This window comes from Microbacterium sp. B35-04, from assembly GCF_010634885.1.
In the GTDB taxonomy this organism is placed as follows: Bacteria; Actinomycetota; Actinomycetes; order Actinomycetales; family Microbacteriaceae; genus Microbacterium.
This window is the reverse complement of sequence record NZ_MWLP01000006.1, coordinates 88,816-109,154: the sequence shown is the minus strand read 5'-3', so window position 1 is coordinate 109,154 and position 20,339 is coordinate 88,816. Positions and strand designations below refer to the sequence as shown.

At 70.8% G+C, this 20,339-nt stretch carries 18 protein-coding genes; 9 read left to right on the top strand and 9 right to left on the bottom strand.

Going from position 1 to position 20,339, the window contains the following annotated elements; genetic code table 11:
- Nucleotides 1–20: 20 nt before the first annotated feature.
- Nucleotides 21–494, top strand: a complete 474-nt coding sequence (locus B1729_RS02015; RefSeq protein WP_239539321.1) for a thioesterase family protein — start codon at nt 21–23, stop codon at nt 492–494.
- 3 nt (nt 495–497) lie between these two features.
- On the opposite strand, the gene B1729_RS02010 is transcribed toward B1729_RS02015, so the two are convergent.
- Nucleotides 498–1,358 (bottom strand): acyl-CoA thioesterase II, encoded by an 861-nt coding sequence (locus B1729_RS02010; protein ID WP_163617527.1) that lies wholly within the window; start codon nt 1,356–1,358, stop codon nt 498–500.
- Nucleotides 1,359–1,470: 112 nt separating this feature from the next.
- Between B1729_RS02010 and B1729_RS02005 the strand changes: the two genes are divergently transcribed.
- Nucleotides 1,471–2,148 (top strand): hypothetical protein, encoded by a 678-nt coding sequence (locus B1729_RS02005; protein ID WP_163617300.1) that lies wholly within the window; start codon nt 1,471–1,473, stop codon nt 2,146–2,148.
- Between the two features lie 39 nt (nt 2,149–2,187).
- Here B1729_RS02005 and B1729_RS02000 read toward each other — a convergent pair whose 3' ends face one another.
- From B1729_RS02000 to pepN, 8 genes are all read right to left on the bottom strand, one after another.
- The gene (locus B1729_RS02000) at nt 2,188–3,852 is read right to left on the bottom strand and encodes an FAD-binding dehydrogenase (RefSeq protein WP_163630407.1); all 1,665 of its coding nucleotides are present in this window, start codon (nt 3,850–3,852) and stop codon (nt 2,188–2,190) included.
- 44 nt (nt 3,853–3,896) lie between these two features.
- Entirely contained in the window at nt 3,897–4,439 is a 543-nt protein-coding gene (locus B1729_RS01995; protein WP_163617298.1) for a globin, read from the bottom strand.
- Nucleotides 4,436–5,548, bottom strand: coding sequence for a mechanosensitive ion channel domain-containing protein (locus B1729_RS01990; RefSeq protein ID WP_163617297.1), 1,113 nt, complete (start codon nt 5,546–5,548; stop codon nt 4,436–4,438). Before B1729_RS01990 ends, B1729_RS01995 begins: the two co-directional genes overlap by 4 nt.
- A gap of 91 nt (nt 5,549–5,639) precedes the next feature.
- Complete coding sequence (locus B1729_RS01985; RefSeq protein WP_163617296.1) at nt 5,640–6,332, bottom strand: response regulator transcription factor; 693 nt, start codon at nt 6,330–6,332, stop codon at nt 5,640–5,642.
- Complete coding sequence (locus B1729_RS01980) at nt 6,310–7,644, bottom strand: histidine kinase (protein WP_239539319.1); 1,335 nt, start codon at nt 7,642–7,644, stop codon at nt 6,310–6,312. Before B1729_RS01980 ends, B1729_RS01985 begins: the two co-directional genes overlap by 23 nt.
- Nucleotides 7,645–7,653: 9 nt before the next feature.
- The gene (locus tag B1729_RS01975) at nt 7,654–8,514 is read right to left on the bottom strand and encodes an ABC transporter permease (RefSeq protein WP_204260018.1); all 861 of its coding nucleotides are present in this window, start codon (nt 8,512–8,514) and stop codon (nt 7,654–7,656) included.
- Complete coding sequence (locus tag B1729_RS01970; protein WP_163630405.1) at nt 8,514–9,422, bottom strand: ATP-binding cassette domain-containing protein; 909 nt, start codon at nt 9,420–9,422, stop codon at nt 8,514–8,516. Before B1729_RS01970 ends, B1729_RS01975 begins: the two co-directional genes overlap by 1 nt.
- Before the next feature lie 98 nt (nt 9,423–9,520).
- The gene (gene pepN, locus B1729_RS01965; RefSeq protein ID WP_163630418.1) at nt 9,521–12,067 is read right to left on the bottom strand and encodes an aminopeptidase N; all 2,547 of its coding nucleotides are present in this window, start codon (nt 12,065–12,067) and stop codon (nt 9,521–9,523) included.
- A 183-nt stretch (nt 12,068–12,250) separates the two neighbouring features.
- Between pepN and B1729_RS01960 the strand changes: the two genes are divergently transcribed.
- From B1729_RS01960 to B1729_RS01930, 7 genes are all read left to right on the top strand, one after another.
- A complete protein-coding gene (locus tag B1729_RS01960; RefSeq protein WP_163630403.1) occupies nt 12,251–13,450 on the top strand; it encodes a ferrochelatase in 1,200 nt (399 codons plus the stop codon).
- 82 nt (nt 13,451–13,532) lie between these two features.
- Complete coding sequence (locus B1729_RS01955) at nt 13,533–14,075, top strand: ribose-5-phosphate isomerase (RefSeq protein ID WP_163617293.1); 543 nt, start codon at nt 13,533–13,535, stop codon at nt 14,073–14,075.
- A 4-nt stretch (nt 14,076–14,079) separates the two neighbouring features.
- On the top strand, nt 14,080–15,078 hold the full coding sequence (locus B1729_RS01950) for a DNA-formamidopyrimidine glycosylase family protein (RefSeq protein ID WP_163617292.1): 999 nt from the start codon (nt 14,080–14,082) through the stop codon (nt 15,076–15,078).
- Nucleotides 15,079–15,119: 41 nt separating this feature from the next.
- Nucleotides 15,120–15,761 carry an FMN-binding negative transcriptional regulator gene (locus B1729_RS01945; protein ID WP_163630401.1) on the top strand — a complete coding sequence of 214 codons (642 nt, stop codon included), beginning with the start codon at nt 15,120–15,122 and terminating at the stop codon, nt 15,759–15,761.
- Complete coding sequence (locus B1729_RS01940; protein ID WP_163630399.1) at nt 15,758–17,263, top strand: amidohydrolase family protein; 1,506 nt, start codon at nt 15,758–15,760, stop codon at nt 17,261–17,263. The genes B1729_RS01945 and B1729_RS01940 overlap by 4 nt, the downstream gene beginning before the upstream one ends.
- An 89-nt stretch (nt 17,264–17,352) precedes the next feature.
- Nucleotides 17,353–18,945, top strand: coding sequence for a multicopper oxidase domain-containing protein (locus tag B1729_RS01935; protein WP_239525756.1), 1,593 nt, complete (start codon nt 17,353–17,355; stop codon nt 18,943–18,945).
- Complete coding sequence (locus B1729_RS01930; protein WP_163630397.1) at nt 18,926–20,332, top strand: sensor histidine kinase; 1,407 nt, start codon at nt 18,926–18,928, stop codon at nt 20,330–20,332. Before B1729_RS01935 ends, B1729_RS01930 begins: the two co-directional genes overlap by 20 nt.
- Nucleotides 20,333–20,339 lie beyond the last annotated feature (7 nt).

The window sequence follows — 20,339 nt, the reverse complement described above, 5'->3', positions numbered from 1 at the left end:
CCGCCGCGAACGGTCGCCGCCTGCACGTCCCCATCCACCTGCGGTGGGGAGACCTCGACGCGCTCGGGCACGTCAACAACACCTCAATGCTCAAGCTGCTCGAAGAGGCGCGCCTGCGCGCCTTCTGGCGACCTGAAGACGGGACGGATGCCGCGGCCACCGCGGTCTTCGACATGTCGGTCCTCGAGGGTGGCGGCTCGCGGGCGACGCTCGTCGCACGGCAGGAGATCGAGTACCTGCGCCCTGTGCCCTACGGACAGAGGCCGCTGGACGTGCAGCTGTGGGTCGGCCGCATCGGCGGCTCGAGCGTGGAGGTCTGCTACGAGGTGTTCAGCCCCGCGGGCGAGCAGGCGCAGGTCATGTACGCCCGAGCCTCGGCCGTCGTCGTCCTGGTGGACACCGCCAGCGGCCGGCCGACGCGATGGGGAGCGGCCGAGCGAGACGCGTGGGCGCCGTTCGTCGGCGAGCCCATCGTGTACGCGAAGCGCCGCTGAAGGTCAGCCCCGGCGCTCCTCGGCGTCGGGTACGCGGACCATGATCTCCTGCGCGACGCTCGCGAGCAGCGTGCCGTCCGCGGCGTAGATGCGTCCGGTCGCGAGTCCCCGGCCGCCTCGGGCGCTCGGCGACTCCTGGACGTACAGCATCCATTCGTCGACGCGGCCGAAGCGGTGCCACCACATCGCATGATCCAGACTGGCCACCTTGAGCCCGGGCGTGGCCCACGAGACGCCGTGCGCCCGCAGGATCGACTCCTGGATGGTCAAGTCGCTCAGGTAGGCGAGGGCCGCGCGGTGGACCGCGGGCGTGTCGGGGATCGGCCGTCGGATCCGCATCCACACGGCCTGTCGCGGGACCTGTTCGGCCCCCGCTGCGACATAGATGGGCGAGGGGATGTGACGCAGGTCGACCGGCCGATCGGTGAACAGTCGCTTCGACATCGGATGCAGGCCCCGCAGTTGCGACTCGATGTCGGGAAGCTCGTCCGGGCCGGGCAGCCCTTCGGGCATCGGCTCCTGGTGCTCGAGGCCGGGGTCCTCGTCCTGGAAGGACGCGATCATGGAGAAGATCGGCACCCCCTCCTGGTACGCCTGCGTGCGCCGTGTCGAGAAGGATCGCCCGTCGTGGATGCGGTCGACCGAGAAGGTGATGCCTTTGGCGGAGTCGCCCGGTCGGAGGAAGTAGCCGTGCATCGAGTGCACGATCCGCTCGTCCGGGATCGTGCGCGACGCGGCGACGATCGACTGCGCCAGCACCTGGCCGCCGTAGACCCGGCCGAGCGGCATGGACTGCGAGGCCCCGGTGAAGATGTCCTCGGTGGTCCGCGCATCCGAGGCGCTGAGATCGATCACCGACAGCATCGACGCGACCGGATCGGTCTCGGGAGCCGCCTCGGCGTTCGGCTCGGCATCCACGGGTGCTCCTCTCCGGGGCGGCGGCCGCCCGCAGGTCCGCTTGGTAGCTTAGAGGGCCATGTCCCCGCGCCTGTTGCTCGCCGATCCCGATTCCGCCGCCGATGCCCTGACCTTCGCCGGGCGTGCAGCGCGCTTCACCGTGGAGGGGGTTCGGCTGCAGGCTTCCTCAGGCGTGCTGGCCATGACCGCGGCGCCCCTCGCCCCGCGGGGCTTCGGCGATCCGACGCCCACCGTGCTTGCTCTGCGCACTCTCTCGGCCGACCCCGAACTGGTGTGCGATCTGGTGGTCGAGGCATCCGCACTCGCCGCCGCTCCTGACGACCCCCGCGCGCTTTCGCTGCCCGAGACCGCGCTGTCACCGGCCTGGGCCGGCATCACGCCGCCACGCACCGGATGGGACGCCCGGCCCGGCATCGATGCGTCGACCCTGGCGGCGAAAGCGCAGGGCGGCATCGCGCGTGTCGCGGACGCGGTGCCGACGGATGCCGGCGAAGACGTCGTACGGACGGTGCGCGCCGCGGTGTGGGGCGTGCCGGACGACGACCTCGGCGGCCTGCCGCTTGGCGTCGCCTTCGCGGCGCTCAGCCTCGGGTTCATCAGCGGCCGCGAGACCGCCCGCGTGTTCGGGAGCGGACCGTGGACCCGCGTGAGCCTCACGCGCGGGCACGTGCTCGTGCGGGGACCGGTGGCGACCGGACTCACACCGGTGCGCCGGACGGGCTCCTCGGCCGTCTGACGCCGACGTGATCGGCGATCAACTCGACGGTCGAGTTCGTCACACCGCGGCGGCCGCCGCGCGCCCGGCCACGCGCCCCGAGAAGAGGCATCCGCCGAGGAACGTGCCCTCCAGCGCGCGATAGCCGTGCACGCCGCCGCCGCCGAAGCCGCTCGCCTCGCCCGCGGCGTACAGCCCGGGCACCGGCTCGCCGCCGGCGCCGAGCGCGCGGGCGGACAGGTCGGTCTCGATGCCGCCCAGGGACTTGCGCGTCAGCACGTGCAGCTTCACCGCGATGAGCGGCCCGGACTTGGGGTCCAGGATCCGGTGCGGCGTCGCAGTGCGGATGAGTCGATCGCCACGGAAGGCGCGGGCCGACCGCAGCATGGCGATCTGCGCGTCCTTCGTGAAGTCGTTGTCCATCTCGCGGTCGCGCGCTTCGACCTCGAACCGCACGCGATCGCCGTCCAGCGCATCGCCGCCCGGGAGGGCCCGCATACCCGCGATCAGCTCGTCGAGGGTGTTGCGCACGACGAAGTCGGCGCCGTGGTCCATGAAGGCCTGCACCGGTCCGGAAGCGCCCTTGCCCAGGCGCGACTTTGCGAGCAGACGCACGTCCTTGCCGGTGAGATCGGGGTTCTGCTCGCTGCCCGAGAGTGTGAACTCCTTCTCGATGATCTGCTGCGACAGCACGAACCACGAGTGGTCGTACCCGGTGGCGCGGAGGTGCGCCAAGGTGCCGAGCGTGTCGAAGCCGGGGAAGAGGGGCACCGGCAGGCGGTTGCCGGTCGCATCGAGCCAGACCGACGACGGCCCTGGGAGGATCCGGATGCCGTGATCCGGCCACACCGGGTCCCAGTTCTGGATTCCCTCGACGTAGTGCCACATGCGATCGCCGTTGATGAGGCGGGCGCCCGCCGCCTCGCTGACGGGCTGCAGCGAGCCGTCGACGTAGGCGGGGACTCCGGTGACCATCGTCTCCGGGGGAGTGCCGAGGCGCTCCGGCCACCAGCGGCGGACGAGGTCGTGGTTGCCGCCGATGCCGCCGGACGACACGATCGTCGCACCGGCGGTGATCGCGAACGCGTCGACGACCTCTCGGGAGCTCGCCACACCCCGCGCGGCTCCGGATGGGGCGAGCACGTCGCCCTCGGCACCGGTGACGGTGCCGTTCTCGACGGTCAGCGATGTGACGCGGTGGCGCGGCAGGATCGTCACGCGCCCGTCCGCCTCGCCGGCCTCGACGGCGGCCTGGAAAGGGGCGACGACGCCCGGCCCGGTGCCCCAGGTGACATGGAACCGGGGTACGGAGTTCCCCGGACCCGTGGCCGAGTAGCCGCCACGCTCCGCCCAGCCCACGATCGGGAAGAAGCCGACGCCCTTCTCACGCAGCCACGCACGCTTCTCCTCGTGCGCGAACTGCAGGTATGCCTCGGCCCAGCGGCCGGGCCAGAGGTCCTCGTCGCGATCGAATCCGGCATTGCCCAGCCAGTCCTGGCGCGCGAGCTCGAGCGAGTCGTGGATGCCGAGCCGGCGCTGCTCCGGCGAGTCGATGAAGAAGAGCCCGCCGAACGACCACCACGCCTGGCCTCCGAGATTGGACCGCGGCTCCTGGTCGACGATCGTGACGCGTTTGCCGGCAGCCACGGCCTCTGCCGTGGCGACGAGACCGGCGAGGCCCCATCCGATGACGAGGATGTCGGTGTGGTGGGTGGCGAGGGGCATGTCGACTCCTTCGTCGGCGGCGGGGTTGGGGGAAGAGCGGGTGGTCAGCCGGTGTGGCCGGGCGACGCGGGCGGTGCGGCCGTCATGGGCAGACCGGTCGCGTTGCGGGCACCCGCGGCGGGTCCGATGCCCGAGGGCTCGAAGGTGTTCACCATCGCGTACGCGGCACGCTGCAGGTAGTCCCAGAGCGTGACCTCGTGAAGCGGTGGCAGGTGCAGCTCGTCGACGGCGACGCGCATGTGGGCGAGCCAGCGGTCGCGCGCATCGGGGTCGACATGGAACGCCGCGTGACGCATCCGCAGGCGCGGGTGGCCGCGCTCCTGGCTGTACGTCGTCGGCCCACCCCAGTACTGCTCGAGGAAGAGGGTGAGGCGCTCCTTGGCCGGCCCGAGGTCCTCCTCGGGATACATCGGCCGCAGCACCTCGTCGTCCGCGATGCCTCGGTAGAACGCGTCGACGAGACGCACGAAGGTCTCGTGCCCGCCGATCTCGTCGTAGAAGCTCAGCGGCGCGGCGGGCGGATCCACGCGACCGGAGTCTCCGTGCGTCGCGCCAGCGGGGGGCGGCGGGGTGGTGGGGTCCGTCATGAGGTTCCTCCGGGAGTCGTGCCCGGCTCGTCGCCGGTCGCCGGCGACGAGGGCTTCTTGCTGGTGCGCTTGGGCTTCCAGACGGGGCGTTCGGTGGTGGACGCGACGGGCGTGGGCTTCGTCTTCGGGGGGTTGGCGCCCCGCACGCGCTGAGCACCCTCGAGCCCCGTAGGCATGACGGCGGTGAGCGCGGGGAGGGTGATGCCCATGTCGTCGATCGTGTGCTTCAGGCGGACGCGCAGCTCGCGGGCGACGTCGTCCTTCGCGTTGGCGCGCGTCTTCATGACGAGGCGGATGACGAGGGCGTCGCCCGAGATCGACTCGAGGCCCCAGACCTCGGGCTGCTCGAGGATGCGCGTGCGCCACTTGGGGTCCTTCGCCAGCTCCTTGGCCGTGTCGAGCATCGCCTTCTCGACCTCGGCGATGTCGGAGTCGGCGGCCACCGACAGGTCGAGGATCACGCGCGACCAGCCCTGCGAGAGATTGCCGATGCGGGTGATCTCGCCGTTACGGACGTACCAGAGGGTGCCGTTGACGTCGCGGACGTGCGTCACGCGCACGCTCACGTACTCGACGATGCCGGTGGCGAGGCCGAGGTCGACGACGTCGCCGATCCCGACCTGGTCCTCGGCGACGATGAAGATGCCGTTCAGCACGTCCTTCACGATGTTCTGCGCACCGAAGCCGAGACCGGCGCCGATGGCGGCGGTGAGGAGGGTCAGCGACCCGAGTGCAGTGGGAGCCAGGACATTCAGGATCAGCAGCAGCGCGATGATGACGATCGAGACGTTCACGATGTTGCCGAGGATCGAGCCCAGCGTTCGCGTGCGCTGCACGAGTCGCACCGATGCGAGGGGGGACCGTTCCAGCGCCTGCGTGTCGTCGACGTTCGCCTTGTTCTTCGCGCCGTTGACGATGCGGTTCACCACACGGTGGATGACGAGGCGCAGGATCCAGGTGACCACCAGCGCGCCCACGATGATGCTGAAGACCGTCAGCAGGTTCCATCCCGCGTCGGCGAAGAACGAACCGACGCCCTGCCAGAATTCCGCATCCGTGATGTCGACGGACTCTTCAGGGGGCGGCGTGGTCGTGTCGAAGGGGATCATCGTGTCGATCCTAATGAGCGACGCCCGAGCATCCGCCGAGTGGAGGATCCCGTGGCGAGCGGGAGCCTGCGGCGCGTGCGGCTTCGCGGCATCAGCCTGTCAGTCCGGAATCAGGAGGGACGACACCCAGGCGATGGGCGAGGATCACCGCGTGGACGCGATCGCGTGCACCCAGCTTCGCGAGCACGCGCCCGACGTGGGTCTTCACCGTGGATTCGCTGACGAACAGCTCGGCGCCGATCTCGGCGTTGGTTAGCCCGCGTGCCAGTGCGACGAAGACTTCGTGCTCGCGCTCGGTGAGGTCGTTCAGACGCTCATCGGTCGCGGCATCCGACGGGAGACGGTCGCCGAACATCTCGAGCATCCGGCGCGTGACGCGTGGCGCCAGGACGGCGTCACCGCCGTGCGCGGCCCGGATCGCGCCGGTGAGCTGGTGGGGGTGGGCGTCCTTGAGGAGGAACCCGCTCGCCCCAGCGCGCAGCGCCGCGAATGCGTACTCGTCCAGGTCGAAGGTGGTCAGCACGACGATGCGGACGTGCGGATGCTCCGCCACGATGCGCCGCGTGGCTTCGAGGCCGTCCATCCGCGGCATCCGCACGTCCATCAGCACCACGTCGGGACGAGCGGTGTCCACCGCCGCGACGGCCTCGATGCCGTCCGCCGCGTCGCCGACGACGACGAGATCCGGCTCGGCCTCGAGCACGAGCCGGAACCCGAGCCGGATCAGCTGCTGATCGTCGACAAGCAGCACGCGGATCGGCTCAGCCACGGTCGGCTCGGTCATCGTCGGTTCGGTCACCGTCTGCGCGCTCCTGGTCTGCTCGGTCGTCGTCGGGTCGGTCATCGTCTGCGCCCGTCGGCAGCTCGGCGGTGAGACGCCAGACACCGGGCGCGGCGGGCCCGGCGACCACTGTGCCGCCGAGGGTGGCGACGCGCTCCTGCAGGCCGCGCAGGCCCCAGCCCGCACCGGCCGACTCGGCTTCGGGCTGGGCGCCGTCGTTCTCCACCACGATCCGGACACCGGCCGGAGCATAGTCGGTGATGACCCGGATGAAGCTCCCGTCCCGCGAGTACCGCATGGCGTTGGTGATGGCCTCCTGCACGATACGCAGGATCGCGAGCCGGTGCGCGGCCGGCACGGCCGGGTCGCCGGAGACCGAAAGCGTCGCGGGGAAGCCGGCCGCCCGGGCGGCTTCGATGACGTCGTGGAGCGATGCCTCGAGGAGCGGCCCGAGCGGCGCCTCGCTCTCGGAGCCCGCGGCGCGCAGCACGCCGAGCATCATCCGCATCTCGGAGAGCGCCTCGCGGGCGGTCGCCGCCACCGCCCGGCTCGCCTCTCGCGAGCGCACAGGATCCGCCGTGGCGTTCGCGCCTTCCGCGAGGGCCACGATGACGGTCAGCGAATGGGACACGATGTCGTGCATCTCCCGGGCGATGCGCGCACGCTCGGACGCGGCGGCGAGCTCGGCCTGCTGGTCCCGCTCCACGAGCAGCTGACGGGACCGGTCGATGAGCGCACTGAGATAGCGGCGACGGTTGCCGACGTTGATGCCGACGAGCGCGCCGAGCAGGAGCATCACCACTGTCATCACATCGACGTTGATCTGCGTGCCGGCCTGTGACGGCTGCGCGAGCACGAGTGCGAGGCTGTGGAGCGCGATCAGTGCGGCAGCGCAGCCGAACGCGATCCAGCAGGCCCGCACGCCGCGGTAGACGGCGACGGAGTACATCGCTATCAGCGACACGGGGCCGCTCAGCGCGGCCGCGAGCGCGGGGTCCATGACCAGGACCGGAAGCAGGGTGATCGCGAAGACCGTGAGCGGCCAGCGCCGCCGCCACACGAGTGCCGCGCAGCCGAGGAGCGCGAGTGCGATTCCGGTCCCGGTCGTCCAGGGATCGATCGGCTCCGGCAGGGACGAGCGCGCTATGACGGCGGGCACCGAGAGGAGGAGCGCGACGACGGCGATCAGGATGTCGGTGCCGAGCGGATGCCGCGCCCAGAACTGTCGGAACACCCCGGGCGGCTTCGGCAGACGCAGCTCGTCCTCGGCCGAGAGTCTCTCCCGGCCGAGGACGATGTCTGGGCGTTCGAGCACCGCTCGACTCTACGCGTCGCGTGTTTTCAGCACCGCGATGCCCCCGGCGATGGCGGCCACGGTCCACACGGCGAGTGTGATGAGCGCCGGAACGGGCTCCAGGACCTCCCCGGTCATGGGAGACCCCATGAACAGGGACTGGCCGGCGTTCGAGGGCAGGTAGCTCGCAGCGTCGTGGATCCACTGGAAGGAGTCGAGACGAGGGAAGAACAGCACGAGGATCGGCGCGACGAACACGAGACCGATGCCGGCGGCCAGTGCGCCCGGACCGTTGCGGATGATGAACCCGATTCCCACGCCGATGACGGCGATGAGCGCGAGGTAGACGGCCGCGCCCAGCAGCGGCATGAGTGAGCTGTCGGGTTCGCTGACGTCGAGAGCGCCCGTGGGCAGCACGGCCCCCGATGCGACCGCGGCGACCGCGAAGACGACGGCGCTCGTGACGAACATCGTGGCCGCGACGACGAGAGCCTTGGCGAACAGCGCCGCCGTGCGCGCCGGTGCAGCGGTGAGCGTCGAACGGATCATGCCGGTCGAGTACTCGCCCGTCACGGTGATCGTGCCGAGGACGACGGCGAGCAGCTGCGTCAGCACCGTGCTGAACACGACGACCTGCACCGCCTGCCGGTTCGCCTCTTCGACCGACATCGGCGGCATGTCTCCGGCAAAGGCCGCGAACGAGAACGCCATGAGGAGACTGAGGCCGATCGAGACGACGGCCACGAGTCCGATCGACCACCAGGTCGAGCGGAGGCTCGTGAACTTGATCCACTCGGAGGCGACCAGACGCGCGAACGAGAGGCGGTAGGGGGAGCCGTCGACCACGGCGTCCGTGGCGGTGGAGGGGGCGGGGGCGAGTGCGGTGGTCATCAGATGTCCTTCGTCTTGTATTCGACGTCGTCGCCGGTGAGCCGGAGGTAGGCGTCCTCGAGGGTGCCGGATGCGGGGGTGAGCTCGTGCAGCACGATGCCGTGCGCGAGGGCGAGATCGCCGATGTCATGCGCGGCGGCGCCCTCGACATCCATCACGCCGTCCGCCAGGTGGGTGACGGTCACGCCGTCTCCGGCGACGAGCCGAGCGAGGTCGACCGCCCGCGGCGTGCGGATGCGCACCGTGGCGCGCGTCCACTGCCGGACGAGCTCGTCGACCGGCGCATCGGCGAGCACCCGTCCACGACCGAGCACGATGATGTGGTCCGCCGTCAGTGCCATCTCACTCATCAGGTGGCTGGACAGCAGCACTGTCTTGCCCTCGGATGCCGCGTGCCTGACGAAGCGGCGGACCCAGAGCACGCCCTCGGGATCGAGGCCGTTGACCGGTTCGTCGAGGATGAGCGTCTTCGGGTCTCCGAGCAGCGCCGCCGCGATGCCGAGGCGCTGACCCATGCCGAGGGAGAATCCTCCGGCGCGCTTGCGCGCGACGGAGCTGAGCCCGGTGATCTCGATGACCTCGTCGACGCGCCGGCGAGGGATGCCGTGGGTCGCGGCCATCGCCCGGAGATGGTTCTGGGCGCTGCGGCCGGTGTGGACGGCCTTCGCGTCGAGCAGCACACCGACCTCGGTCAGTGGCGACCGCAGGCGACGGTAGTCGCGGCCGTCGACGGTGACCCTTCCGCTGGTGGGCCGGTCGAGCCCGACGATCATCCTCATCGTGGTGGACTTGCCGGCGCCGTTGGGACCGAGGAACCCGGTCACCCGGCCCGGTTGGACGGTGAAGCTCACATCCTGGACGGCGTGCTTGGCTCCGAAGCTCTTGCTCAGACTCTCTGCGACGATCATGACTTCGACGCTACGCAAGACCCTCCCCGGGCCGCGTCGGCCGCAGGGAGGGTCTTGGAGCACGGCGACTGGTACCGGGGTACCACGCCGGTGGTGCGCTACTGGGCGTCGCGGTCCTGCACCGACAGCGCCCGCTCGACGCCCGCGAGGTTCTCGGCGACGAGGCGTCGGAGCGCCGGCGCGGCGTCGGAGTTCGCCTCGAGCCAGGCGCGCGTGGCGTCGCGCAGGGCGACGTTCGCGAGTGGCGCGGGGTAGAGCCCGACGATGACGTACTGCGCGATCTGGTAGGTGCGCGAGTTCCAGATCGGCAGCAGCGCGTCGAAGTAGCGCCCGACGAAGCCGTCGAGCAGTTCGCGGCCGGCGGGGTGCACGAACCCGGCGGCGGCGGCGCGGACGATCGTGTTCGGCTGGTCATCGCTGTCGACGAGCGACGACCATGCGGCCGCCTTCGCCTCGGCTGTCGGCAGCGCGGCCTTCGCCTGAGCGGCGAACTCGCCGCCCTTGGCGGTGTTGTCGTCGGCGAGTGCCGCGTCGATGTCGGCGGGGGACACACCGCCGCCGGCGGCGAGCGAGACGAGCAGCTGCCACGACAGGTCGGTGTCGATCGCGAGGTCGGCGAACGTCACCTCACCGTCGCGCACCTGTCGCACCTTCTCCCACTGGCCCGGCGTGGCTGCGGCGGAGGCGAATGCGGTGACGAACTGCAGCTGGCTGTCGCTGCCCGCCTCGGCGGACTCCGCGAGCTGCCACAATGCGTCGGCGACGTGCGCACGGGTGGCGTCGCGCTTCTCGGGGGCGACGTACGAGTTCGCCGCGAGCTGCAGCTGGGCGAGTGTCGTGCGCACCGTGGTCGACTCGGTCTCGGCGCCGATGTTGCGCAGCACCAGATCGACGTAGTCGGACGCGGATGCCTCGGCATCCCGTGTCTGGTCCCACGCGGCCCCCCACACCAGCGACCGGGCGAGCGGGTCGGTGATCTTGCCGAGGTGGCCGATCGCGGTCTGCAGCGACTTGTCGTCGAGACGGATCTTGGCGTAGGCCAGGTCCTCGTCGTTGAGGAGCACCAGCGCGGGGCGCTTGCGGCCCTTGAGCTCGGGCACCTCGGTCAGGTCGCCGTCGACGTCGAGCTCGACGTGGTGCACGCGCACGAGCGCGTCGCCGTCGAGGTCGTAGAACCCGACGCCGAGGCGGTGCGGGCGGATGGTCGGGTAGTCGGCCGGCGCGGTCTGCACGATCGCGAAGCGCGTGATGGTGCCGTCGACATCCGTCACGATCTCGGGCGACAGCGTGTTGACGCCCGCCGTCTCGAGCCACTTCTTCGACCACGTCGAGAGCTCACGGCCACTGGTGACCTCGAGCTCCGAGAGCAGATCCGACAGCTCGGTGTTCGACCACTCGTGCTTCTTGAAGTAGGCGCCCACGCCGGCGAAGAACTCGTCGATGCCGACCCACGCGGCCAGCTGCTTGAGCACCGAGCCGCCCTTGGCGTACGTGATGCCGTCGAAGTTGACCTGCACGTCCTCGAGGTCGTTGATCTGCGCGACGACGGGGTGCGTGGAGGGGAGCTGGTCCTGGCGGTACGCCCAGGTCTTCTCCATGGCGTTGAAGGTCGTCCACGCCTCGGTCCACTCGGTGGCCTCGGCGGTGGCGATCGTCGACGCCCACTCGGCGAACGACTCGTTCAGCCAGAGGTCGTTCCACCACTTCATGGTGACCAGGTCGCCGAACCACATGTGCGCGAGCTCGTGCAGGATCGTGACGACGCGACGCTCCTTGACGGCATCCGTCACCTTCGAGCGGAACACGTACGTCTCGGTGAACGTCACCGCCCCGGCGTTCTCCATCGCACCCGCGTTGAACTCCGGCACGAACAGCTGGTCGTACTTCGCGAACGGGTAGGCGTAGTCGAACTTCTCCTCGAAGTACGCGAAGCCCTGACGCGTCTTGTCGAAGATGTAGTCGGAGTCCAGGTACTGCCAGAGGCTCTTGCGGCCGTACACGCCGAGAGGGATGACGCGGCCCGACGAGCTCGTGAGCTCCGAGAACGTCGCCTCGTACGGGCCGGCGATGAGAGCAGTGATGTACGAAGAGATGCGGGGAGTGGGCTCGAAGCGCCACGTCGCGGTGCCGTCGCCGTGCTTCTTGGGCTCGGGGGTGGGGGAGTTGGAGACGACCTTCCAGGGCTCCGGCGCGGTGACGGTGAACGCGAACGTCGCCTTGAGGTCGGGCTGCTCGAAGACCGCGAAGACGCGACGTGAGTCGGGCACCTCGAACTGCGAGTAGAGGTAGACCTCGTCGTCGACGGGGTCGACGAAGCGGTGCAGGCCCTCGCCGGTGTTGGTGTACAGGCAGTCGGCGTCGATGACGAGCTCGTTGTCGGCGGCGAGCCGGTCGAGTGCGACGCGGGAGTCCGCGAACGCGGTCGCCGGGTCGAGGGACCGGCCGTTGAGGGTGATCTCGCGCACCTCGCGCGCGATCAGGTCGATGAACGTCGCGGCACCCGGCGTGGCGGTGAAGCGGACGACGGTGCGGGATCCGAAGACCTCGGCGCCTTTCGTCAGGTCGAGCGCGATCTCGTAGGACTGCGTCTCGACGATCGCGCGGCGCTCCTGCGCCTCGATGCGGGTGAGGTTCTCTCCAGGCACTGCTGTGGCTCCCATGGGTGAGGATGACGGATGATCTCGATAAGCCCGTTGCGCGGACGCTCGATCCGGCGGCCGCCATCAGCGCTGCTGGCGCCGATGACAACCGTCCCAGCCTATGCCAGCCGCCGGGGAAAGCACCGATCGGGTGACGGAAACCCGCGCGCCGGGTGTCAGGATGGAGGGGTGACTTCTCCCGAGCAGCACGTCGTCCCGTTCGCCTCGCCCGCCGCAGCATCCGGCGCTCCCTACGTGGAGCAGGCCGTCGCCTACGACGGCCTCCTGCTCGCCGGCTTCGGCGGTCCTGAGGGCCAGGACGACGTCATCCCGTTCCTCCGCAATGTCACGCGCGGCCGAGGCATCCCCGACGAGCGCCTCGAAGAGGTCGCCCACCACTATCGGCACTTCGGCGGGGTGAGCCCCATCAACGCGCAGAACCGTGCCCTGAAGGCGGCCCTGGAGGCGGAGCTCGCCGGCCGCGGCATCGACCTGCCGGTGTACTGGGGCAACCGCAACTGGGCGCCGTACCTCGACGAGGCGGTGACGGATGCCGCAGCCGCAGGTGACACCAGACTCCTGGGTCTGGCGACGAGCGCCTACTCGTCGTTCTCGAGCTGCCGGCAGTATCGCGAGGACTTCGCGCGGGTGCTCACCGAGACCGGGCTCGGGGACACGGTCACGATCGACAAGGTGCGGCAGTTCTTCGATCACCCCGGCTTCGTGCAGCCGTTCGTCGACGGCGTGCGCGACGCGGTGGGCGGATTCCTGGGCGACGGCATCGCTCCTGAGGCTGTGCGGGTGCTGTTCTCGACGCACAGCATTCCGACGGCGGATGCCGAGCGCTCCGGCCCGCGCGAAGGCGACGAGCAGCATCGCGACCTCGGCGAGGGCGGCGCATACGCGGCGCAGCACCTCGCCGTCGCCGAAGTGGTGATGGCCGCGGTGGCGGCCGACATTCCCGGCGCCGACCGCGTCGCGTGGGACCTCGTGTACCAGTCGCGCTCGGGCCCGCCCAGCCAGCCGTGGCTCGAGCCCGACGTCAACGACGTCATCGCCGAGCTTCCCGCTGCCGGCGTGCAGGCGGTGGCGATCGTGCCCCTCGGCTTCATGAGCGATCACATGGAGGTCCTGTGGGACCTCGACACCGAGGCCATGGATGCCGCGGCCGAGGCGGGCATCCGCGCCGTGCGCACGCCGACCCCCGGTGTCGACCCGGTGTTCGTCTCGGGGCTCGTGGATCTCGTCCAGGAGCGACTGAGCGGCACGCCGGCGGGCGAGCGCCCGCACGCGACGGACCTCGGACCGTGGTTCGACGTGTGCCGCCCGGCGTGCTGCGAGAACGTGCGCGCGGGGTTCAAGCCGGCTGCCGCGGGCGTCGCGCCCTGAGTCGCGGACGACACGTCTCCTCGGCCGCGCACGGAGCCGCGGCATCCGTCCTCGTCCCTCTCGCCTGCCTAGGATTGAGCCCATGCGCATCCACATCGCGACCGACCACGCCGGCCTCGAGTTCTCGACGCAGCTGCAGCACCATCTCGCCGCGGCGGGCCACGAGGTCATCGACCACGGCCCCCTCGAATACGACCCGCTCGACGACTATCCGGCGTTCTGCATCCGCGCCGCCCAGGCGGTCGTCCGCGACCAGGCCGCCGGCATCGAGACGCTCGGGGTCGTCTTCGGCGGTTCGGGCAACGGCGAGCAGATCGCGGCGAACAAAGTGCGCGGGGTCCGCGCAGCCCTGGCGTGGAGCATCGCCACGGCGGAGCTCGCGCGCGAGCACAACGACGCGAACGTGATCGCGATCGGCGCCCGCCAGCACACGTTCGACGAGGCGACCACGTTCATCGACCGCTTCATCGCGACCCCGTTCTCGGGCGAGGAGCGCCACGCGCGACGCATCGCACAGCTCGCCGCGTACGAGGAGGACGGTGCGCTGCAGCCCGACCCGCGCGCTGCCCGACAGCCCGACGTCCTGGCCGCCGACGACAGTTCGTTCGACCCCGAAGCCGGCTGACCCGATGCCCGAGGGCCATTCCGTCCACCGCATCGCCCGCCAGTTCGACCGCAACTTCGTCGGCCGTGCCGTCGCGGCCTCGAGTCCGCAGGGCCGGTTCGTGGAGGGTGCGGCGGTGATCAGCGGCCGCACCGCCACGCAGGTGCGTGCCGTCGGAAAGCAGATGTTCCTGGAGTTCGACGACGACCTCTGGCTGCGCGTGCATCTCGGGATGTACGGGGCGTGGGACTTCGCCGGAGAGATCGTCGTCGACCCGACGATCGCCTCGGCCAACGGCCGCATGGGGCAGACCAATCAGCGCGGAACCGACATCGGCGAGCCGATCCTCGACAGCGCGGGCGAGAACTCGCTGACCTCGATCGGGGCCCCGCGGCGTGCCCGCGTGCACGTGCGCATGTCGGAGCAGACCACGGGTCTCGCCGACGAGGGAGAGGAATGGCCGCCCCCCATCGTCGGGCAGGTGCGCCTGCGGCTCCTCAGCGAAACGACGTGCGCCGATCTGCGGGGCCCGACCGCCTGCGAGCTGCAGACGCCCGACGAGGTCGCCGCGACCATCGCGAAGCTCGGCCCGGACCCTCTCGTCGACGACGTCGCAGAGGGCGAGGAGCGGTTCGCCTCGGTGGTGCGCCGCAAGCCCACCTCCATCGGCCTGCTGCTGATGGACCAGAACGTCGTCAGCGGCATCGGCAACGTGTACCGCGCCGAACTGCTGTTCCGCGCGCGCCAGAATCCGCACACGCCGGGCCGGGACGTGCCCGAAGAGGTGGTGCGGGGGATCTGGCGCGACTGGGTGCGGCTCATCGCGATCGGCGTCGAGACCGGTCAGATGATGACGATGGACGACCTGGACCCCGACGCCTACCGCAAGGCGATGGCGAGCCGTGACGACCGGCACTGGGTCTACCACCGAGCCGGGCTGCCCTGCCGCGTGTGCGGCACCGCGATCGTGGTCGAGGAGGTCGCCACCCGCAAGCTCTACTGGTGCCCCTCCTGTCAGGCCTGACGCCGCGACGACCGAGTCCGCGGCGCGAATAGGCTGAGTCCATGCGCCAGAACCCGAGCTTCGCGATGTCGGATGTCGGCGAGATCCGCCGGCTCATCGAGCAGAATCCCTGGGTCACGCTGATGAGCGCCACCGACGCCGGACTCGTCGCGTCGCACTACGCCGTGATGCTGGACCCCGAGCGCGACGACCTGACCATCGTCGGCCACGTCGGCAAGCCCGACGACTTCATCCACGACCTCGGCGAGCGCGAGCTCCTCGTCGTCGTGCAAGGGCCGCACGGGTACATCTCGCCCGGCTGGTACGGCGACGCGCAGAGCGTGCCCACCTGGAACTTCGTCTCGGCGCACCTCAGCGGCGTCCCCGAGCTGCTGACCCCCGAGGAGAACCTGGACGTGCTCGAGCGCCTCGTCGCCCGCTTCGAGAGCGGGATGCCCGAGCCGCGGCTGATGTGGGCGCCACCGAACGACCCCGAGTTCGTGCGCCGACTGGAGAAGGGCACGGCGGGGTTCCGTCTCACGCCGACCCGGGTCGTCGGCAAGCGCAAGCTCAGCCAGAACAAGGCGGACGAGATCGTCGAGACCGTGATCGTCGAGCTCGAGGCCGGTGCGAGCCCGTACGCCGATCCGCGGCTTTCCGCAGAGATGCGCCGCGACTTCGAGACCCGGAAGGCCGCCCGGTGACGCTCGCTCGCGGTGATGCGCCCGACGTCATCGCGAATGCGCGGCTGACCGGTTCCGAGCGCACCGACCCCTTCGGCTCCGACCCCGTCGACGTCCATCTCGCGGAGGGACTGGTCGTCGACATCGCCCCCGCCGGTGGGCTGCCGCGGGACGGCCTCGTGCTCGACGCCGGGGGCGGGTGGGTCATCCCGGGCCTCTGGGACCACCACGTGCACACCGTCCAGTGGGCGCTGTCCGCCCAGCGCGTAGCGCTCGGCGGTGCGACGTCCGCGGCGGAGGCGGCCGCCCTCATGGGTGAGGCCGAGGCACTGCCGGACGGCCGCCGTGTCGGCGCCGGCTTCCGTGACGCGTTCTGGGCGGACGCGCTCGATCTCGCGGTTCTCGACGCTGCGACCGGCGAGGTGCCGACCTACCTGATCAACGCCGACGTGCACAGCGTGTGGCTCAACAGCGCGGCACTCCGCCGCGAAGGCTTCGCGCCCGACGGGGCCGGCATCCTTCGTGAGGAACCCGCGTTCGAGATCTCGCGGCGGCTCAACGCCGTCGACGCGTCGGTGTCGGATCCGCTCGTCGGACGCATGGCGCAGGATGCCGCTGCCCGCGGTGTCGTGGGACTCGTCGACCTCGACATGGCGTGGAACGAGGACGCCTGGGCGCGCCGCCTCGCCGGTGGCTTCGACGCCCTGCGGATCATCTTCGGGATCTACCCCGAGTTCCTCGACCGGGCGATCGCGGAGGGCCTGCAGACCGGCGATGTCGCCCGCGGCGCCGGATCCGATCTCGCCCGTGTGGGTGCGCTCAAGGTGATCACCGACGGCTCGCTGGGAACCCGCACGGCGGCGACCTCGCACGCTTACCCTGGCGACCCGCACAACCACGGGCTCCTCACCGTCGATCTCGCCATGCTGGTCGACCTGATGACACGTGCGACCGCGGCCGGCATCGGGTCGGCCATCCACGCGATCGGGGACGTCGCGAACTCGCACGCGCTCGACGCCTTCGCCGCGACCGGCGCATGGGGCTCCATCGAGCATGCGCAGCTGGTCGCCCACGCCGACATTCCGAGGTTCGCGCGCCTGGGCGTCGCCGCGAGCGTGCAGCCCGAGCACGCGCTCGACGACCGCGACCTGACCGACAGGGTGTGGGCCGGTCAGGCCGCGCAGCCGTACCCCCTGCGAGCGCTGGCCGACTCCGGAGCGAATCTGCTGTTCGGCTCCGACGCACCTGTGACGCCCCTCGATCCGTGGGCGGGAATGGCGTCGGCGGTGTTCCGCACGCGCGACGGCCGCGACCCCTGGCAGCCTCAGCAGCGGGTGGACGCCGCCACCGCTCTCGCAGCATCCACCCGCGGCGGCTCGGCCGTGCCCGCACGTGTCCAGCCGGGCGACCTCGCCGACCTCGCGATCTGCGAGCGTGATCCGCTCACCGCCGACGAGACCGGGCTCCGCGGCATGCGCGTCGACGCGACGCTGCTCGGCGGACGCCTGACGCACCTGGCGTAAAGCCCTCCCCGCGGGCGGGGGTCTTCCCCCGTACGGGTTCGGGAGGGGGTCGGATGCCGCCGCGGCGGCGTCGTCGCGAGGCTGGAGGCATGACCTTCACCTCGTCCACACCGCGCGCCCCGCAGCCGCCCGCCCCGCCGTCCATGGCGCCGCCGAGCGCGACGCCACGCCGCAGGCGACGTCGGCGGCTCATCATCACGCTTATCGCGATCCCGCTCGCCGTCGTCGCCCTGCTGATCGCCGCCGGAGGGATCTGGTTCGCGTCCAACGCGGTGCGCAAGACACCTCCGGCCGTCGGGACGATCGACTTCGGTGCGCCGCTCGCCGTGCCGCCGCTGGCGCCGTCTCGCGTCGAGAACGGCGTGCGGGTCTTCGAGCTGACCGCGCAGGAAGGCCGGTCGTCGATGGTTCCCCAAGGGGACACGCCGACGCTCGGCTACGACGGCGACTACCTCGGCCCGACGCTCGTCGCCGAGAAGGGCGAGCAGGTGCGGGTCGACGTGACCAACGGCCTCGCGGATCCCACGACCGTCCACTGGCACGGCATGCACCTGCCCGCCGCCATGGACGGCGGTCCCTACTCGCCGATCGCCGCGGGTGGCAGGTGGCAGCCCGAGTGGACGATCGACCAGCCGGCCGCGACGCTCTGGTACCACCCCCACCTGCATGGCCGCACGCAGGAACAGGTCGATGCGGGTCTCGCCGGGATGTTCGTGGTGCGCGACGACGCGGAGGCCGCGCTCGCCCTGCCGCGGGAGTACGGCGTCGACGATCTGCCGGTGATCGTGCAGGACCGATCTTTCAACTCCGACGGGTCGTTCGCGGGCGGACTGGGCATGCAGTTCGACGGAGTGCTGGGCGACACGATCCTGGTGAACGGCACCGTCGCGCCGTACTTCGACGTCACGACCGAGCGGGTGCGCCTGCGGCTCCTGAACGGCTCGAGTGCGCGGATGTATGACTTCGCCTTCGCCGACGGCCGCGAGTTCTCCCTCATCGGCACCGACGGCGGCCTGCTCGAAGCGCCCGTCACAGCGACCGACATCCCGCTGTCGCCGGGGGAGCGCGCCGAGATCGTGGTGTCAGTGAAGCCGGGGGAGCGCATCGTGCTCCGATCTCTGGCGCCCGACCCGGCGCTCAACGCCGGCGCGGCCGGCTTCGACGTGATGGAGCTGCGGGCCGCTGACTCCCTCGCTGACTCACCGGAGGTGCCTTCACGCCTCGCCAGCCTGCCTGCGGCGGATGCGAGCAGCGCAGCGGCAGAGCGTGACTTCGTCATGTCGGGCCACGACATCAACGACCGGGAGATGGACCTCGACCGGGTCGATGTCGTCGCGACGGTCGACAGCAGCGAGATCTGGACCGTGCGAAACAACAATCCGCTGCCGCACTCGTTCCACGTCCACGACACCCAGTTCCGGGTCCTCAGCGTCGACGGCGCCCCGCCGCCCGCCCGGCTGGCCGGCTCCAAGGACACCATCGCGCTCGAGCGCGACCGCGAATACCGGCTTCTGGTGCGGTTCGACGACTATGCCGATCCGACCACTCCGTACATGTATCACTGCCACCTCCTGTGGCACGAGGACCAGGGCATGATGGGACAGTTCCTGGTCGTCGAGCCGGGCCAGCAGCCCGACCTGAAGCGTCCTGAGGGAGACACCGATGACCGTCACGACCACTGAACCGGCCCCGCTGCAGCCGGACGCGTCCAGACCCGTCACCGGGTTCTGGGAGTCCTACGGGCGGGCCTGGATCCGTACGCCGGGCAGCGCCGTCTACCTCCTCGCGGTCTTCGTCCTCGCGATGCTCTCGATCAGCGTGCTGGCGCCGCTGTTCTGGACGAGCGTCGGCCTGCTCGTCATCCTGATCGGTCTGCCGCTGGGGGTGCTGACGCTGCTGATCGCGCGCGGCTTCGGCGTCGCCGACAGGTACCTCCTGCTGCTGACCGGCCTGCCGGAGATCCCGGAGCCGGAGTGGAACCGCGACACCACCGACAGCACCGGCTTCTGGAGGACGCTCACCCGGCCCATCCGCAATGCGCACTACTGGCTCTATCTCGTGCACGGCATGATCGTGAACCCGATCATCAGCACCATCTCGTTCGCGCTGACGACGGTGTGGCTGAGCATCGGCCTCGGCGGCCTCACCTACTGGTTCTGGGGACTGTTCCTGCCCCGGGGCTGGAACGACGACGGCTCCGGCGGGGAGTGGGGCAACTACGTCGCGGACTATCTGCCGTGGCTGTTCGGCGGATGGTCGAGCTGGGCCGTCGAGGTGACGCTCTACCTCATCGCCGGCATCCTCTTCACGGCCACGATGCCGTGGGTGCTCGGCGGGCTGGCGCGCGGCCACCACGCGGTCGCCCGCGGCATGCTCGGCCGGTGGAGCTCGGACGACCTCGCCGCCGAGGTGCGTGCCGAGGCGGCTGCCCGGGGTGCCGCGGTGCACGCCGAGGACGTCGCCCTGCGCCGCCTCGAGCGCGACATCCACGACGGTCCGCAGCAGCGCCTGGTGCGATTGCAGATGGATCTCGCGGCGCTCGAGCGTCGAGCCGAGTCGGGAGACGCGGATGCCGCTGCCGAGCTCGCGCGCGAGGCACGCGGTCACGCCAAGGCGGCGCTCGACGAGCTGCGTGCGCTGTCCAGCGGCGTCGCGCCACCGCTGCTGCAGGACCGGGGCCTGGCCGCCGCACTCGACGCGCTGGCGACCACGTCTCCGCTGTCGGTGCAGGCCGAGATCGATCCGGCGATCGACCGCGCCGTGAGCCAGGAGGTTGCGCGCACGGTGTACTTCGTCCTCGCCGAGCTGATGACCAACGCCGTCAAGCACTCCGGTGCGACCGCGGCGACCGTGCGCGCCTCGCTCCGCCGCGGCGCCTCGGGGGCGCCCACCCACCTGGATGTGTGGGTCGTCGACAACGGCCGCGGCGGTGCGGTCATCACGTCGGGCCACGGTCTCGAGGGGCTCCGCGAGCGCCTCGCGGGCCTGCGCGGACTGCTCGTGGTCACGAGCCCTGTCGGCGGCCCGACCTCGGTCGGTGCGCACATCCCGCTGGCGGTCGCGTCGTGACCGATGC

Coding starts and splice junctions, on each gene's coding strand:
- B1729_RS01985 (WP_163617296.1), bottom strand. CDS start 6,332: ATGACCGAGCCGACCGTGGCTGAGCCGATCCGCGTGCTGCTTGTCGAC.
- B1729_RS01990 (WP_163617297.1), bottom strand. CDS start 5,548: ATGATCCCCTTCGACACGACCACGCCGCCCCCTGAAGAGTCCGTCGAC.
- B1729_RS02005 (WP_163617300.1), top strand. CDS start 1,471: ATGTCCCCGCGCCTGTTGCTCGCCGATCCCGATTCCGCCGCCGATGCC.
- B1729_RS01945 (WP_163630401.1), top strand. CDS start 15,120: ATGCGCCAGAACCCGAGCTTCGCGATGTCGGATGTCGGCGAGATCCGC.
- B1729_RS02000 (WP_163630407.1), bottom strand. CDS start 3,852: ATGCCCCTCGCCACCCACCACACCGACATCCTCGTCATCGGATGGGGC.
- B1729_RS01995 (WP_163617298.1), bottom strand. CDS start 4,439: ATGACGGACCCCACCACCCCGCCGCCCCCCGCTGGCGCGACGCACGGA.
- B1729_RS02010 (WP_163617527.1), bottom strand. CDS start 1,358: ATGCTGTCGGTGATCGATCTCAGCGCCTCGGATGCGCGGACCACCGAG.
- B1729_RS01935 (WP_239525756.1), top strand. CDS start 17,353: ATGACCTTCACCTCGTCCACACCGCGCGCCCCGCAGCCGCCCGCCCCG.
- B1729_RS01955 (WP_163617293.1), top strand. CDS start 13,533: ATGCGCATCCACATCGCGACCGACCACGCCGGCCTCGAGTTCTCGACG.
- B1729_RS01975 (WP_204260018.1), bottom strand. CDS start 8,514: ATGACCACCGCACTCGCCCCCGCCCCCTCCACCGCCACGGACGCCGTG.
- B1729_RS01970 (WP_163630405.1), bottom strand. CDS start 9,422: ATGATCGTCGCAGAGAGTCTGAGCAAGAGCTTCGGAGCCAAGCACGCC.
- B1729_RS01950 (WP_163617292.1), top strand. CDS start 14,080: ATGCCCGAGGGCCATTCCGTCCACCGCATCGCCCGCCAGTTCGACCGC.
- B1729_RS01930 (WP_163630397.1), top strand. CDS start 18,926: ATGACCGTCACGACCACTGAACCGGCCCCGCTGCAGCCGGACGCGTCC.